Below are 13,963 nucleotides of genomic sequence, written 5' to 3' on the forward strand. Positions count from 1 at the left end.
GCCGGGGCCCGGCCGCGCGGCCGGACTGCTATCCGGTGACCGTACCGCCGTGCCGGGGTGTTAACAGGGGGCCCCTGCTCTACAGAATGCGTTAACAGGGGGCCCTTCCTTGCCGCGCAGCGCGGACCGGCCGCCGGACGGAGGTCCGACGGCCGGTCGCGGGGCGCCTGCCCGAGGGGGTGCGGGCGGGCCCGATCGGGGTCAGCCGGTGAAGGTGATGCGGTCCCGGCGTCGGCGCAGCGTCATCAGGGCGACGCCGCCGCCGACCAGCGCGACGCCGGTGAGCGCCATGCCGGTGACGGCCACGCCGGTCAGCGGCAGGTCGCTGCCGCCGCCGGTCCCGCCCGACGGGGAGGTCGTGGGCGACGCCGAGTCCGACGGGGCGGGCGACCCGGAGGTCGACGGGGACTCCGACGCCGACGGCGACTCCGACGGTTCCGGGGACTGCGACGCTGACGGGGACGCCGACGGGGACTCCGACGGCTCCGGCGACTCCGAGAGCGACGGCGTCGGGGTGGGCGTGGGCGTGGGCTTGGCAATCGTGCCCTTGCAGGTGTGGCTCACGTTGAAGTCGTCGCCGGTCCCGCTGATCGCGGCGGATCCGTCGACCAGCTTCCACCCGGCCGGGGTGAACAGGTAGGCGTGGATCTGCCGGGGGTCCTTGCCGCCGGTGGAGTAGAAGAAGTCCGGGTACGCGTCCGAGCCGTCCGGGATGTGCACCGTGACGTCGTTCGTGCCGTCGGAGAAGGTCAGCGTCAGGGCCTCGAAGCTGCCGCTGTTCTTGCCCCCGGGCAGGACGAAGTGCCAGCCGTCGTGGTCGTCCGGCAGGTTCGCGAAGCGCTCGTCGTCGCACTGCTGGGTGAAGTAGCCCGCCTTCTTGCCCTGGTGAGCCGACTTGAGGCCGATGGTGGACGACGCCCACGCCGGGGTGGCGAGGGCGAGGCAGGCCGTGGCGGCGGTCGCGGAGAAGGCCGCGCGCGCCACGCGCCGACGCTGTGACATGAGGTGTTCCTCCGGAAGAGGGTCGAGGGGACGCCACATGATCGCCTCGGCGCGTGCGGGCGTGGCATCGGATGAACGGCCTGAGCTGGGCGGACGCCGCGCCCAATCCCCCTTCCGGGAGGGGATTACCGCCGCCGGGCGGCGTGTCGGCGTAACGCTTGCGGCCGGCGTGACGCCCCGTCGGGCCGGCGCGACACCGCAGGCTCGCGGCAGCGGGGTCTTCCCAAGTGTGCAATCCGCTGGATACATTGTCGAGCATCCATGGGAGCGCTCCCGCGCCTCCTCGGAGACCCCCACCACCCGCCTCCGCCGGCCCCGACCCCTCAGACGCCGTCCCGCGTCCGGTCGGGGCCGCCGGGCGCCATCCGTCAGGAGCTCGCAGATGCGTCACCCGAACCGGCCGTCCCGGCCGTCGCGCGGCCGACCCTGGCTGCGCCGCCTGCTCGCCGCCGGCGCCGCCCTGGCCAGCGGCCTCGCCGTGGGCGTCGTCGCACCGCAGGCCGCGCCCGTCGCCGCCGCGCCCGCCTTCAACTACGCCGAGGCGTTGCAGAAGTCCCTCTTCTTCTACGAGGCGCAGCAGTCCGGCAAGAAGCCGGACTGGAACCGGGTCTCCTGGCGCGGCGACTCGGCGCTCACCGACGGCTCGGACGTCGGGGTGGACCTCACCGGCGGCTGGTACGACGCTGGCGACCACGTCAAGTTCGGCTTCCCGATGGCGTTCAGCGCCACCATGCTCGCCTGGGGCGCGGTCGAGTACCGCGACGGGTACGTCGCCTCCGGGCAGCTCACCCACCTGCTCAACAACCTGCGCTTCGTCAACGACTACTTCGTCAAGGCGCACCCCGCCCCGAACGTCCTCTACGGACAGGTCGGCAAGGGCGACGACGACCACAAGTGGTGGGGCCCGGCCGAGGTGATGCCGATGGCGCGGCCCGCGTACAAGATCGACTCAAGCTGCGGCGGCGCGGACCTGGCGGGGGAGACGGCGGCGGCGATGGCCGCGTCGTCGATGGTCTTCCGGCCCACCGACGCCGCCTACGCCGACAAGCTGCTGACCCACGCCAAGCAGCTCTACACGTTCGCCGACACGGTGCGCAAGAGCTACCACGAGTGCATCACCGACGCGACCAGCTTCTACAAGTCGTGGAGCGGGTGGCAGGACGAGCTGGTCTGGGGCGCGATCTGGCTCTACCGGGCCACCGGCGACGCCGCCTACCTGACCAAGGCCGAGAGCGAGTACGACAAGCTCGGCACCGAGCCGCAGTCCACCACCCGGTCCTACAAGTGGACGATCGCCTGGGACAACAAGCAGTTCGGCGCGTACGTGCTGCTGGCCAACCTGACCGGCAAGCAGAAGTACGTCGACGACGCCAACCGGTGGCTCGACTTCTGGACCGTGGGCGTCAACGGCGCGAAGGTGAACTACTCGCCCGGCGGGATGGCGGTGCTCGACTCGTGGGGCGCGCTGCGCTACGCGGCCAACACCGCGTTCGCCGCGCTGGTCTACAGCGACAAGACCACCGACGCCACCCGCAAGACGCGTTACCACGACTTCGCCGTCCGGCAGATCAACTACGCGCTCGGCGACAACCCGCGCAAGTCCAGCTACCAGATCGGCTTCGGGGCCAACGCGCCGCGCAACCCGCACCACCGCACGGCGCACGGCTCCTGGTGGGACAGCCAGACCGTGCCCACCGAGACCCGGCACGTGCTCTACGGCGCGCTCGTCGGCGGCCCGTCGTCGGCCAACGACGCCTACACCGACAGCCGGTCCGACTACGTGATGAACGAGGTCGCCACCGACTACAACGCCGGCTTCACCTCCGCCCTGGCCCGGCTCGCCTCCGAGTACGGCGGCACCCCGCTCGCCGGCTTCCCCGGCACCGAGACGCCGGACATCGACGAGCTGACCGTGGAGACCACGGTGATGCAGGCCGAGCCCCGGGCCACCGGCCTCAAGGCCATCGTCTACAACAAGTCCGCGTTCCCGGCCCGCGCGCTGACCAACGGGAAGTTCCGCTACTACTTCCGCCCCGAGGGCAGCACCGCCGTCCAGGTCACCCCCGGCTACACCCAGGGCTGCCCGTCGCCGTCGGCGGCCAAGCAGCTCAGCGGCGACATCTGGTACGTCGAGGTCGACTGCACCGGCCACACCATCGCCCCCGCCGGGCAGTCGCAGCACCGGATGGAGGTGCAGTTCAAGATCGGCGTGCCGGAGGGCGGCACCTGGGACCCGACCAACGACCCGTCGTACCAGGCCACGGCCGGGCCGAACAAGAAGGTGCCGCTCTACGCCGGCAGCACCCTCGTCTGGGGCGCGGAGCCCACCTCGACGCCCACCGACACCACCCCGCCCACCGTCCCCGGCGCACCGACGGTCTCCGCCATCAGCCCCACCTCGGCCACGCTGACCTGGCCCGCGTCCACCGACACCGGGGGCAGCGGCCTGGCCGGCTACGACGTCACCCAGGAGATGATCGGCAGCGACGCGCTCATGCTGCACCGCACCACCACCAACAGCGTGACCGTGTCCAACCTCTCGCCGGCCCGCAACTACCGGTTCTGGGTGCGCGCCCGCGACGGCGCGGGCAACAACTCGCTGTCCTCGCCGGTGCTGCCGGTGGCCACGCCGGCCGGGACCGGGCCGGACACCACGGGGCCGACCCCGCCCGGCACCCCGACCGCCTCCGACATCACCTCGACCGGGGTGACCCTGTCCTGGTCGCCGTCGACCGACAACGTCGGCGTCGCCGGCTACCAGGTCTGGAAGGTCACCTGGCCGCTGCACTCCGTCGTCGCCACGGTCACCGGCACCAGCCACACGGTGACGGGGCTGACCCCGGACACGTCGTACCCGTTCTACATCGTCGCGGTGGACGCCGCCGGAAACCCGTCGGTGGTGTCGCCCAGCATCTCGGTGCGCACGCTGCCCGGGACCAACCCGACGCCGACGCCCACCCCGACCCCGACGACCCCGGCCGGGGCCTGCAAGGTCGCGTACACCACCAGCGACTGGAGCACCGGCTTCAGCGCGAACATCACCATCACCAACACCGGCTCGACGGCGCTCAACGGCTGGAGCCTCGCGTTCACCTTCGGGAACGCCGGGCAGAAGGTCACCCAGGGCTGGTCGGCCAACTTCACCCAGACCGGCACGGCCGTGACCGCGTCGAACGCCCCCTACAACGCGGCGCTCGCGCCGGGCGCGTCGACGACCCTGGGCTTCAACGGCACCCACACCGGCGCCAACCCGAAGCCCACCGCGTTCACCCTGAACGGCTCCGCCTGCACGCTGGGCTGACCTTCTGCTGAATCCTGGACGGTTGCTGTCCCCTGTGGACGGCAACCGTCCAAGATTTCTGCGCGGGGGAGGCGGGCGGGTCAGCGGGAGGGGTGCCAGCCGGCGGCGAGCAGGGCACGGCGTACCGAATCCGCGACCTCGTCGGGGCGGGCGCGCACGAGCCAGGCGGGGAAGCGCAGGACCCGGTCGCCGGAGGTCCACACGTCGTTCTGCCGGCGCAGGTCGGCCGCCCACTCGCGGGCGTCCATGTGGTGCGCGCCGTCGATCTCCACGTGCAGCCCCCACTCCCGCCAGTACGCGTCCAGCCACCGGGTCCGCCCGCGCGCGTCGGTGCGTCGGTGCTGGAGGTCGGGCCGGGGCAGTCCGTACCGCCGGCACAGCCGTAGGAAGTCGATCTCCGAGAGGGCCTGCGCGCCGCCCGCGATGTCGTCAACGGCGCGCCGGACGAGGCGTCGCCGCCGGGCCCGGGGCAGCGCCTCCACCACCGCCGCGATCTCCTCCGGCAGCGCCCGCCGCTGCTGGCAGCCGGCGGCCAGCACCGCCTGCGCCTCGTCGGGCGTGCGCGCCCAGCCGGCGGCGTCGACCAGGGCACGGGCCGTGGTCGTCCGGGGCGGGCGGGCGAGTTGGAGGTGCGCCTCGGGCAGCACCGACGTGCGGTGCACGACGACCGCCGCCATGTCGAGGGGCAGCCGCCGCAGCACCGTACGGCCGGCCCGGCGGGCCGCCGGCACCAGGACGTGCAGCGGCTCCTGCCGCAACCCCCGTACGCCGGCCTCGGCCGCTGCGGTGACGCCGGCCAGCACCGCCCCGGGGCCGGTGGCGAGGACCGCCACCCACAGCTGCTGGTCGCGGGTCAGCCGGCCGTTGCCGGTGAGCAGGACGCCCCGGCAGATCGAACGCCACCGGCCGGACCGGATCCGCCCCCGGGTCAGCCCGGCGCCGAGCAGCCGGGTCGCCTGGGCGGTGGTCAGGACGCCGGACTGCGCGAACGTCACCCACCCGATCTCGTCATCATCGGAGAACTCCATCCGCCGACCCTCGCCCGTCGCCGCGCCGACCGTCCGCCCCGGACGGCGAAACGGCGGTCTCCGGGCCAGACCTTGGACAGTTGTCGTCAGAGCGAGACGACAACCGTCCAAGATCTCGTGCGGGTGCGGGTGCGGGTGCGGGTGCCGGTGCGGGGGCGGTCAGTCCGCCAGGTCGTCGGCGAGGAGGTCCATCAGCAGGCCGTCGTGCCAGCGGCCGTCCTCGCCGCGCTCGTAGCGGCGCAGGACACCGACCGGGCGGAAGCCGACCTTCGCGTACGCCCGGATCGCGGCGGTGTTCGCCGCCGCAGGGTCGACGGTGAGCCGGTGGTGGCCGTGGTCGTCGATCAGGTGCCGGGCCAGGGTGCGGATCGCGTCGCCGCCCAGCCCGACGCCGCGTACGGCCGGATGCAGGAAGACGTCCAGGCTGGCGTGCCGGTAGTCGGGGTCGTCGTCGGCATACCACTGGACGGCCCCGACGACCCGGCCGTCGTGCTCGACGGCGTACACCGTGAGGTCGTCGTCGCCGAGGTCGGCGCGGACGGCGGCGGTCAGGTCGTCGCCGCCGCGCCACCAGCGGCGCACCTCCGGGGTGGCCCGGATCGCCGCGAGTGCCGGCACGTCGTCGGCCGTCACCGGACGCAGCGTGACCGCCCTGCCGCGCAGCACCCGCACCGGCCTCAGCCCCGCAGCTCGCCGTGCTCGACGCAGACCGCCGCCCAGCCGACCGGCAGCACCTGCACCTTCATCCGGCGGCGGCAGCGCGCACAGAACCGGGGCGGCTCCAGCTCGCGCGCCGCCCGGCACGCCGCGTGGCCGCCGCCGTCGGCGGGCTCCCCGCACCGGTCGCACCACACGGCCATCGTCGAGGTTCCCCTCACAGCGTCGCGGAGAGCGCCTTGACCGGCATCTTCAACTCGGTCAGCAGCGCCAGGTCGGCGGTCGCCGGGCGGCCCAGCGTGGTCAGGTAGTTGCCGACGATGACCGCGTTGATGCCGCCGAGCAGGCCGTCGCGGGTGCCCAGGTCGCCGAGGGTGATCTCCCGGCCGCCCGCGTAGCGGAGGATGGTGCGCGGCATGGCCAGCCGGAACGCGGCGATGGCCCGCAGCGCGTCCTTGCCCTCGACGACCGGGCGGTCGCCCAGCGGGGTGCCCGGCCGGGGGTTGAGGAAGTTGAGCGGCACCTCGTGCGGGTCCAGCTCGGCGAGCTGCGCGGCGAACTCGGCCCGCTGCTCCACGGTCTCGCCGAGGCCGAGGATGCCGCCGCAGCACACCTCCATGCCGGACTCGCGGACCATCCGCAGCGTCTCCCAGCGCTCCTCCCACGAGTGCGTGGTGACCACGTTGGGGAAGTAGGAGCGGCAGGTCTCCAGGTTGTGGTTGTAGCGGTGCACGCCCATGTCGACCAGCTCGTCGACCTGCTCCTGGCTGAGCATGCCGAGCGAGGCGGCGACCTGGATGTCGACCTCGGCCCGGATCGCGGCGACGCCCTCGCGCATCTGCTTCATCAGGCGGGCGTCGGGGCCGCGCACGGCGGCCACGATGCAGAACTCGGTCGCCCCGGTCGCCGCCGTCTGCTTCGCCGCCTCCACCAGGGAGGGGATGTCCAGCCAGACCGAGCGGACCGGCGAGGCGAACAGCCCGGACTGCGAGCAGAAGTGGCAGTCCTCCGGGCAGCCGCCGGTCTTCAGCGACACGATGCCCTCGACCTCGACCTCCGGCCCGCACCAGCGCATCCGCACCTCGTGGGCCAGCTGGAGGGCGGCCGGGAGGTGCTCGTCGGGCAGGTTCAGCACCGCGAGAACGCCGGCCTGGTCGAGGCCGACGCCGTTCTCCAGCACCTGGTTGCGGGCCTGGTCGAGGATCTCTGGCATGGCTCGTACCCTACAAGGCGTCCGGCGGCGAAGAAACGCCCGAGCGCGCGGCCCGAGCCCCCGCACCCGAGCGCGGCCCCGCCGCGCGCCCGACCGGCGGCGGCACCGCGCGCCGCCCCGCGCCACGCCGCGGCGCGGCCGACTGGTGGTAACTTCGCCCGGCGGAGACGGAGGGGGACGGGAGCGTGGCGGTGGCGGACTGGCTGGCGGCGCTGCACCGCCGCGCCGAGCTGCGGGCGAAGGCGGGGCTGACCCGCCGGCTGCGCCCCCGCGCCGCCGGCGACGCCGTGGTCGACCTGGCCGGCAACGACTACCTCGGCCTGGCCGCCCACCCCGAGGTCACGGCCGCGGCCGGGCGGGCCCTTTCGGCGTACGGGCTGGGCGCGACCGGTTCCCGGTTGGTGCGCGGCTCCACCGACGCCCACCACGGGCTGGAGGCGGCCCTCGCCGACTGGCTCGGCGTCGACGGCAGCCTCGTCTTCTCCTCCGGCTACCTGGCCAACCTCGGCGCGGTCCGGGCGCTGACGCAGCCGCGTACCCTGCTCGTCTCCGACGCGCACAACCACGCCTCGCTGATCGACGGCTGCCGCATCTCCGGCGCGGAGACCGTGGTGACCCCGCACGCCGACCCGGCGGCGGTCGCCGCCGCGCTGGCCGCCGCGCCGGGCCGGCCGGCGGTGGTGGTCACCGAGTCGGTCTTCTCCGTCGACGGCGACCTCGCGCCGCTGGCCGAGCTGCACGCCGTGGCCCGCCGGCACGGCGCGCTGCTGCTCGTCGACGACGCGCACGCGCTCGGCGTGCTGGGGCCCGCCGGGGCGGGCGGGGTGGCCGCCGCCGGGCTGGCCGGCGAGCCGGACGTGGTGGTCACCGGCACCCTCTCCAAGGCGCTCGGTGGCGCGGGGGGCGTGGTCGCCGGCCCGGCCGAGTTCGTCCGGCACCTGGTCGAGACCGGCCGCACCTTCATCTTCGACACCGCCCTGCCGCCCGCCGTCGCCGCCGGGGTGCGCGCCGCGCTGGACCTGGCCCGCGCCGGCGACGACCTGCGCGCCGAGTTGGCCGAGCGGACCTCGCTGGCCGTACGCCGGCTGCGCGCCGCCGGGCTGGCCGTCTCCGCGCCGGACGCCGCCGTGGTCTCGGTGGCCGCGCCGGGCCCCGAGGCGGCCACCGCCTGGGCGGCCGACTGCGCCGACCGCGGGGTGGCCGTGGGCTGCTTCCGCCCGCCGTCGACGCCGGACAGCCGGTCCCGGCTGCGGCTGACCGTCAACGTCGGGGTCGCCCGCGAAGACTTCGGGCGGGCCCTCGACGTGATCGTGGATTGCGCACCGTGACCAGCGACGGGAACGGGCGGACGGGCGGAGGTGACGTCGTGGGCGCGGCGTGGACCGGGCCGGTGCTGATCACCGGCACCGACACGGAGGTGGGCAAGACGGTGGTGACGGCGGCGGTGACCGCCGCCGCCCAGGCGGCCGGGCTGCGGGTCGCCGTGGTGAAACCCGGCCAGACCGGCACGGCCACCGGCGACCCGGGCGACGTCGACACGGTGACCCGGCTGGCCGCCCCGCTCACCGGCCGTACCCTGGCCAGCTATCCCGACCCGCTGGCCCCGCTGGCGGCGGCGCGGGTGGCCCAGCTGGAGCCGCTGGAGCTGTACGCCGCCGTCGACGCGATCCGCGAGGAGGCCGACAAGCACGACCTCGTGCTGGTCGAGGGGGCCGGCGGCCTGCTCGTGCCGATGGGGCTGCGCCCCTCCGGCGAGGCGTGGACGCTGGCCGACCTGGCGGTGTCGCTCGGCGCGCCCGCCGTGGTGGTGGCCCGTGCCGGCCTCGGCACCCTGAACCACACCGCGCTGACGCTGGAGGCCCTCGACCGGCGCGCGGTGCCGGCCGGCGTGGTGATCGGCGCGTGGCCGGCCGAGCCGGAGCTGGTGCACTGGGCCAACCTGACCGAGCTGGTGCCGCATCTGCTCGGCGCGCTGCCGGCGGGCGCCGGGGCGATGGACCCGGGTGTCTTCCGCCGGTCCGCGTCGGGCTGGCTCACCCCTTCCCTCTACGGGGTGCTCGACGACTGGCGGGCCTGGGCCGAGGACGCCGGCTGACCGCCCGCCGAGCAAGGAAGGGCCCCTTGTTAACGCATACGGTATAGAAGGGTCCCCTTCTCTACCCCAGGCGTTAATAAGGGGCCCTTCCTTATCGGGCGACCACGAAGGCGTCGGGCATCCGGAAGGTGAGATTGTCCGGGCACCACGGCGGCCGGAGCACGCGTACGCCGTCGAGCAGCGGCGCGGCCTCGGCGACGACCACGGCGGCCTCCAGCCGGGCGAGCTGCGCGCCGACGCAGCGGTGCGCGCCCGCCCCGAACGCCAGGTGCCGGCGCGAGCCGGGCTGACCGGGGCGGAACTCGTCGGGGGCGGCCACGACCTGCGGGTCGCGCCCGGCGCGGGCCAGCCACAGCACCACGCTGACGCCGGCCGCGACGGGCGTGCCGCCGAGCGTGGTGTCGACGGCGGCGACGCGCCGCCAGGTGACGATCGGCGGTTCCAGCCGCAGCCCCTCCTCGACCACGTCGGCGACGTCGACGGTCCCGGCGCGCAGCCCGGCGCGTACGGCCGGCTCGGCGGTGAGTCGGTGCAGCAGGAGGGTGAGGAACTGCGAGGTGGTCTCCTGGCCGGCGACGAGCAGGAAGAACAGCGCGCCGACGACCACGTCGGGGGAGTGCCCGGCGGCGCGCAGCCGGGCGGCGAGCCCGCCGCCGGTGGCGGCGAACGCCCGCAGCACCCGGTGGAACCGGCCCACCTCGGCGGCGAGGGCGGCCTGCCGGTCGGCGTCGAGCGGGGCCCAGAACAGCTCCAGGGCCGCGCGGGCGAACTCCTTCACCGCGCCGACCGGCGCGTCGGGCAGGTCGACGAGCCGGGCCAGCACGAGCAGCGGCAGGTCCGCGGCCAGGCCGGCGTGCAGATCGACGGGTACGCCCGCGTCCAGCGCCGCCCGCAGCCGGGCGACCCGGTCGCGGACGAGGTCGGTGAGCCAGGGCCGCTGGGCGGCGACCCGGCTCGGGTGCAGGGCGTCGGCGACGATGCCCCGGATCTGCGGGTGGCTGGCCCCGCCGTTGTTGGCCAGGGTCGGCGGCAGCCGGAACCGGTGCGCGGCGAGCACCCGCAGGGCGGCCACCGGGATCGGGGTGACCGCGTCGAGGGCGTTGTCGGGCCGGAACGTCGCCGGATCGGCGAGCACCCGCCGCACGAGCGCGTGCCGGGTCACCACCAGGTGCGTCGCGCCGACGTGGTCGGTCACGGTCGCGATGTCGGGCCACGGCCCGTCGACGGCGTCGCCCCAACCCCGGAACAGCACCGGGTCAACCTAGCGGGCGGCCCCCGGCGGCGCGGGGTCGAGCTCCCACACGGTGGTGTGCTTCACCCGGACGCTCTCCAGGGCCTCGGGCACCGGCACGTCGTAGGCGGCCAGCTCGCGGAACCGCTCGCGGGGCAGGAACGCCCGCCCCGGGTCGCCGACCAGCACCCGCGCGCCGCAGCGGGCTGCCCGCAGCAGGAAACGCAGCATCCGCCGGGCCATCGCCTCGCTGTAGAAAACGTCCCCGGCGAGCACCACCTCGGCGTCGCCGGCGTCGCCGTCGAGGACGTCGCCGAGTTCGGCGGCGACGCGTACCCCGTTGGCCTCGGCGTTGAGCGCGACGGCGGCCACGGCGCGTTCGTCGATCTCGGCGGCGCGCACGGCCGCCGCGCCCGCGCGGGCGGCGGCGACGGCGACCAGGCCGGAGCCGGAGGCGAGGTCGAGCACCCGGCGGCCGGCGACGACCTCGGGGTGGTCGGTGACGTACCGGGCGAGCGCCTGCCCGCCGGCCCAGGCGAACGCCCAGAACGGCGGCGGCTGGGAGCTGCGGAACTCGCCCTCGGTGAGTTCCCACAGCCCGATCGGCTCGTCGGCCTGGTGCAGCCGGACCTCGGGGACGAAGGCCACCGGGGCGAGCCGCGCGTGCAGCCTCACGAAGGCCGCGGAGAGATCGGACACGGCACCGATTGTCCCTGCCCGGCGATCCCGGGCGTGTCGCGGGTGGAGGGTCATCGGTTCACCACTGTCGGTGAGATGGCCCCCCGGGCTTCGCGGTACGTGCGAACACGCCCGTCTACCCGGTTGTCCGGTTCGCCCATAGCGTTGCCGGATGGATGGATCCGACGGGAGGCGAGGGCGGTGGTGACGGTGGTGCGGTACGCGCTAAGGGTCGGGGTGGTGCTGGCCTGCCTGTCCGGAGCGGGGGTCGGCGTCGCCGCGCCGGCTCGGGCGGCGGCGGCCGGGTTCGCCACCGAGCTGAGCGGCCTGCCGACGGAGTTCACGGCGGGCGACGGGGTGCAGACGGTCTCGGCGGTGGTGTCGCGCCGCGACGGCGGCTGCGTGAAGGTCCGCTGGTCGATGGTGCTCACCGTGCAGGGGCTGCGGCTGGACCAGGTGAAGATGGACCGGATCGAGGAGACCGGGCTGTTCCCCCTGGAGATCCGGACGCAGGGCAGCACGGCCCGGCTGACCGACCGGCAGCTCGACCCGGGCACGCTCTGCCCGGGCCGCACGGTGACCGCCCGCTACCGGGTGGCCTTCGCCGAGGACGTCACCCGGGGGCGGGTGACGCTGGCCGCCGAGGCGTACGACGCGCAGTCGCGGCTGCTGGCCCGGCAGGCGGCGACCCGGGAGGTGATCGGGACGCAGGTCGAGGCGGCCCCGACGAGCGCGGCCCCGACGGTCGAGCCGTCGGCGGACCCGACGGACGAGCCGCTGGAGCCGGCCGGGGTGGACGAGGAGGCCGAGCCGAGCGAGGAGGCGGCCGAGGTGCCGCCGGCCGCGTCGGGCGGGCGTCCGGTGTCGTCGTCGGGCGGCTTCGGGGTGGTGCAGGCGGCGTTTCTGCTCGGCGCGCTGCTGCTGTCGCTCGGGGTCGGGCTGCTGCTGCGCCTGCGGCACCTCACGAAGACGCCCGACGACGGCGAGCCGGCCGTCGGGCTGGACTTCGAGCGGGCCGTTCCGCCGCAGCGGGGGTGGGGCCTGCTCCGCCGCTGATGCCACAGTCGGGGCGTGCCCGGGAGATCGAAGGCCGGCGTCAGCTCACGGCGTCGGGCTGTGGCTCGGGCTGGGTGGCCCGGCGGGAGCGGTCCTGTGCCGGGGCGGACCAGTCGAGCTGGGCCGGTTCCAGGCCGAGCTCGCGGGCGGCGGCCAGGCGGATCCACTCGGCGCACTGGCGGCGGGAGATCACCCGGTCGTGCACGGCGAACTGCACGGCGAGCCCGTCCATCACGGCGTTGATCCGCCAGGCCGCGCCCGCCGGGTCGGCGCACTCGAACACGCCCTCGCGCACCCCGTCGGCGATCACCGCGGCGAGATCCTCCCGCCAGCGCAGGTCGAGCCGGCGGGACACCTTCTCCAACTCGGGCACGCGCAGCGACTCCGACCACCCGTCGATCCACATGGACCACGAGGTCGGCCGGCCGGTCGGGGCGTAGAGCTTGAGCATCCGGCGGAGCTTGACCAGGGGCGAGGCGCCGGACCGGACCACGGCGTCGAGCCGGGCGAGATCCTGCTCCACGGCGTAGGCGAAGGCCTGGGAGAGGAGGCGCTCCTTGGTGGCGAAGTGGTAGAAGACCAACGCCTGGCTGACCCCCGCCGCCTGGGCCACGTCGGCCGTGCGGGTGTTGGCCAAGCCCCGTTCCGCGATCACGTCACAGGCCGTGCGCAAGAGGGCATCCAGGCGGATCTCGGCGGCACGTCTCGTCACGTCGCTACCGTAACCTATCCGTTCGTGCACAAACAGTTACCGCTCCGGCGGATTCTGCCCGTCCGAGTCGGAAGTGGGACACTTTTTCGGTCTTGTCGAGCATGTCAGGTCCTGATGGGCGGAGTCCTATCCAGTCTCCTAGGAAGGTTGCGGGCAGTGGCGGTGGTCACGCCGCCCCCTTCGGTTCGCCTGCCGGCCCGGCGGGGGTGTCCCCAAAGCCGGGGAAGGGCCGACGTCGCCGACATGGCGCAGCCCAGGAGGGCGGGACGCGCCCGGCGGCACCCCGATTTGGCAACCGCTCGCGGGCTCGGCTAAAGTTCTCATCCGTCACCGGGAAACGCCGGGGGCGTGCGGACGTAGCGCAGCTGGTAGCGCATCACCTTGCCAAGGTGAGGGTCGCGGGTTCGAATCCCGTCGTCCGCTCGGATCTGCCGCCACGCATGTCGGGGGCAACCTCGGTGGAGTGGCCGAGAGGCGAGGCAACGGCCTGCAAAGCCGTGTACACGGGTTCAAATCCCGTCTCCACCTCGGCAGTTGACGAGGGCGATTGGCGCAGTGGGAGCGCGCTTCCTTGACACGGAAGAGGTCACTGGTTCAAACCCAGTATCGCCCACCATGGGTAACGGCCCGGCACCGCACAGGTGCCGGGCCGTTACGCCGTCCGGGGTGAGCGTGCCGACGGAACGGGTTCTCGGCGAGGGGCCGAGGAGACAGGTTCCCGGCGAGGGGTCGCCTACAGCGGCGGGGCGACGTCCCGGCGCTCCTCGACGCGGCGATACTCGGCCGGCTCCGTGGTGGTGACCACCTCGCGGCGGCGGCCCCAGACCAGCGTGGTCATGACGAGGCCGAGCGCGCCGGCCACCATCAGGATCCAGCCGACGATGTCCAGGTCGACGCCGCCGACGGTGGCGTCCATCGCGAACGTGAGGATCGCGCCGACCGCGATCAGGAAGATGCTCGTACCGATACCCACGACAGCCTCCTTCGGGG

At 74.5% G+C, this 13,963-nt stretch carries 13 protein-coding genes and 3 tRNA genes; 8 read left to right on the forward strand and 8 right to left on the reverse strand.

All coding sequences use genetic code 11. The features are described 5' to 3' along the window. Positions 1-289: 289 nt before the first annotated feature. Both ACFYWL_RS06735 and ACFYWL_RS06740 read left to right on the forward strand, forming a co-directional pair. Positions 290-640 (forward strand): hypothetical protein, encoded by a 351-nt coding sequence (locus tag ACFYWL_RS06735; RefSeq protein WP_386968784.1) that lies wholly within the window; start codon positions 290-292, stop codon positions 638-640. 744 nt (positions 641-1,384) lie between these two features. Beyond that, positions 1,385-4,303 (forward strand): glycoside hydrolase family 9 protein, encoded by a 2,919-nt coding sequence (locus ACFYWL_RS06740; RefSeq protein WP_386968327.1) that lies wholly within the window; start codon positions 1,385-1,387, stop codon positions 4,301-4,303. A gap of 80 nt (positions 4,304-4,383) precedes the next feature. Here the strand turns inward: ACFYWL_RS06740 and ACFYWL_RS06745 are convergent, their stop codons facing one another. The 4 genes from ACFYWL_RS06745 to bioB form a co-directional block, all read right to left on the reverse strand. Continuing rightward, positions 4,384-5,331: a hypothetical protein gene (locus tag ACFYWL_RS06745; RefSeq protein WP_386968330.1), complete on the reverse strand. Its 948-nt coding sequence runs from the start codon at positions 5,329-5,331 to the stop codon at positions 4,384-4,386. A 159-nt stretch (positions 5,332-5,490) separates the two neighbouring features. Next, the gene (locus ACFYWL_RS06750; protein ID WP_386968787.1) at positions 5,491-5,997 is read right to left on the reverse strand and encodes a GNAT family N-acetyltransferase; all 507 of its coding nucleotides are present in this window, start codon (positions 5,995-5,997) and stop codon (positions 5,491-5,493) included. An 11-nt stretch (positions 5,998-6,008) separates the two neighbouring features. Further along, positions 6,009-6,191 carry a hypothetical protein gene (locus ACFYWL_RS06755; RefSeq protein ID WP_043962582.1) on the reverse strand — a complete coding sequence of 61 codons (183 nt, stop codon included), beginning with the start codon at positions 6,189-6,191 and terminating at the stop codon, positions 6,009-6,011. A 14-nt stretch (positions 6,192-6,205) separates the two neighbouring features. Continuing rightward, complete coding sequence (gene bioB, locus ACFYWL_RS06760) at positions 6,206-7,201, reverse strand: biotin synthase BioB (protein WP_386968334.1); 996 nt, start codon at positions 7,199-7,201, stop codon at positions 6,206-6,208. A gap of 191 nt (positions 7,202-7,392) precedes the next feature. Here bioB and ACFYWL_RS06765 point away from each other — a divergent pair, with 191 nt between their 5' ends. Next, on the forward strand, positions 7,393-8,529 hold the full coding sequence (locus ACFYWL_RS06765) for an 8-amino-7-oxononanoate synthase (RefSeq protein WP_386968336.1): 1,137 nt from the start codon (positions 7,393-7,395) through the stop codon (positions 8,527-8,529). Between the two features lie 62 nt (positions 8,530-8,591). Then, on the forward strand, positions 8,592-9,296 hold the full coding sequence (bioD, locus tag ACFYWL_RS06770) for a dethiobiotin synthase (protein ID WP_386968789.1): 705 nt from the start codon (positions 8,592-8,594) through the stop codon (positions 9,294-9,296). A gap of 91 nt (positions 9,297-9,387) precedes the next feature. On the opposite strand, the gene ACFYWL_RS06775 is transcribed toward bioD, so the two are convergent. Together ACFYWL_RS06775 and ACFYWL_RS06780 are read right to left on the reverse strand one after the other, a co-directional pair. Continuing rightward, positions 9,388-10,548 carry a cytochrome P450 gene (locus ACFYWL_RS06775; RefSeq protein ID WP_386968339.1) on the reverse strand — a complete coding sequence of 387 codons (1,161 nt, stop codon included), beginning with the start codon at positions 10,546-10,548 and terminating at the stop codon, positions 9,388-9,390. Between the two features lie 9 nt (positions 10,549-10,557). Further along, positions 10,558-11,226, reverse strand: coding sequence for a class I SAM-dependent methyltransferase (locus ACFYWL_RS06780; protein ID WP_386968341.1), 669 nt, complete (start codon positions 11,224-11,226; stop codon positions 10,558-10,560). Positions 11,227-11,406: 180 nt separating this feature from the next. Here ACFYWL_RS06780 and ACFYWL_RS06785 point away from each other — a divergent pair, with 180 nt between their 5' ends. Then, positions 11,407-12,261, forward strand: a complete 855-nt coding sequence (locus ACFYWL_RS06785; RefSeq protein ID WP_386968343.1) for a hypothetical protein — start codon at positions 11,407-11,409, stop codon at positions 12,259-12,261. Between the two features lie 40 nt (positions 12,262-12,301). Here the strand turns inward: ACFYWL_RS06785 and ACFYWL_RS06790 are convergent, their stop codons facing one another. Further along, complete coding sequence (locus tag ACFYWL_RS06790) at positions 12,302-12,973, reverse strand: TetR/AcrR family transcriptional regulator (protein ID WP_386968346.1); 672 nt, start codon at positions 12,971-12,973, stop codon at positions 12,302-12,304. Between the two features lie 350 nt (positions 12,974-13,323). On the opposite strand from ACFYWL_RS06790, the gene ACFYWL_RS06795 reads away from it, so the two are divergent. The 3 genes from ACFYWL_RS06795 to ACFYWL_RS06805 all read left to right on the forward strand — a co-directional run bounded on the left by ACFYWL_RS06795 (position 13,324) and on the right by ACFYWL_RS06805 (position 13,589). Further along, positions 13,324-13,396, forward strand: a tRNA-Gly gene (locus ACFYWL_RS06795). A gap of 34 nt (positions 13,397-13,430) precedes the next feature. Beyond that, positions 13,431-13,501, forward strand: a tRNA-Cys gene (locus ACFYWL_RS06800). Positions 13,502-13,514: 13 nt separating this feature from the next. Next, positions 13,515-13,589: transfer RNA gene (locus ACFYWL_RS06805), tRNA-Val, on the forward strand. Between the two features lie 117 nt (positions 13,590-13,706). Here the strand turns inward: ACFYWL_RS06805 and ACFYWL_RS06810 are convergent. Next, positions 13,707-13,946, reverse strand: a complete 240-nt coding sequence (locus ACFYWL_RS06810) for a DUF6458 family protein (RefSeq protein ID WP_386968349.1) — start codon at positions 13,944-13,946, stop codon at positions 13,707-13,709. Between the last annotated feature and the right edge of the window lie 17 nt (positions 13,947-13,963).

Origin of the sequence: Micromonospora sp. NPDC002575 (genome assembly GCF_042889525.1) — a bacterium.
Taxonomy (GTDB): Bacteria; Actinomycetota; Actinomycetes; order Mycobacteriales; family Micromonosporaceae; genus Micromonospora; species Micromonospora carbonacea.

Excerpts from the sequence above, each read along its gene's own strand:
- bioB (WP_386968334.1), bottom strand. The coding sequence starts at position 7,201 with ATGCCAGAGATCCTCGACCAGGCCCGCAACCAGGTGCTGGAGAACGGC.
- ACFYWL_RS06745 (WP_386968330.1), bottom strand. The coding sequence starts at position 5,331 with ATGGAGTTCTCCGATGATGACGAGATCGGGTGGGTGACGTTCGCGCAG.
- ACFYWL_RS06755 (WP_043962582.1), bottom strand. The coding sequence starts at position 6,191 with ATGGCCGTGTGGTGCGACCGGTGCGGGGAGCCCGCCGACGGCGGCGGC.
- ACFYWL_RS06740 (WP_386968327.1), top strand. The coding sequence starts at position 1,385 with ATGCGTCACCCGAACCGGCCGTCCCGGCCGTCGCGCGGCCGACCCTGG.
- ACFYWL_RS06735 (WP_386968784.1), top strand. The coding sequence starts at position 290 with ATGCCGGTGACGGCCACGCCGGTCAGCGGCAGGTCGCTGCCGCCGCCG.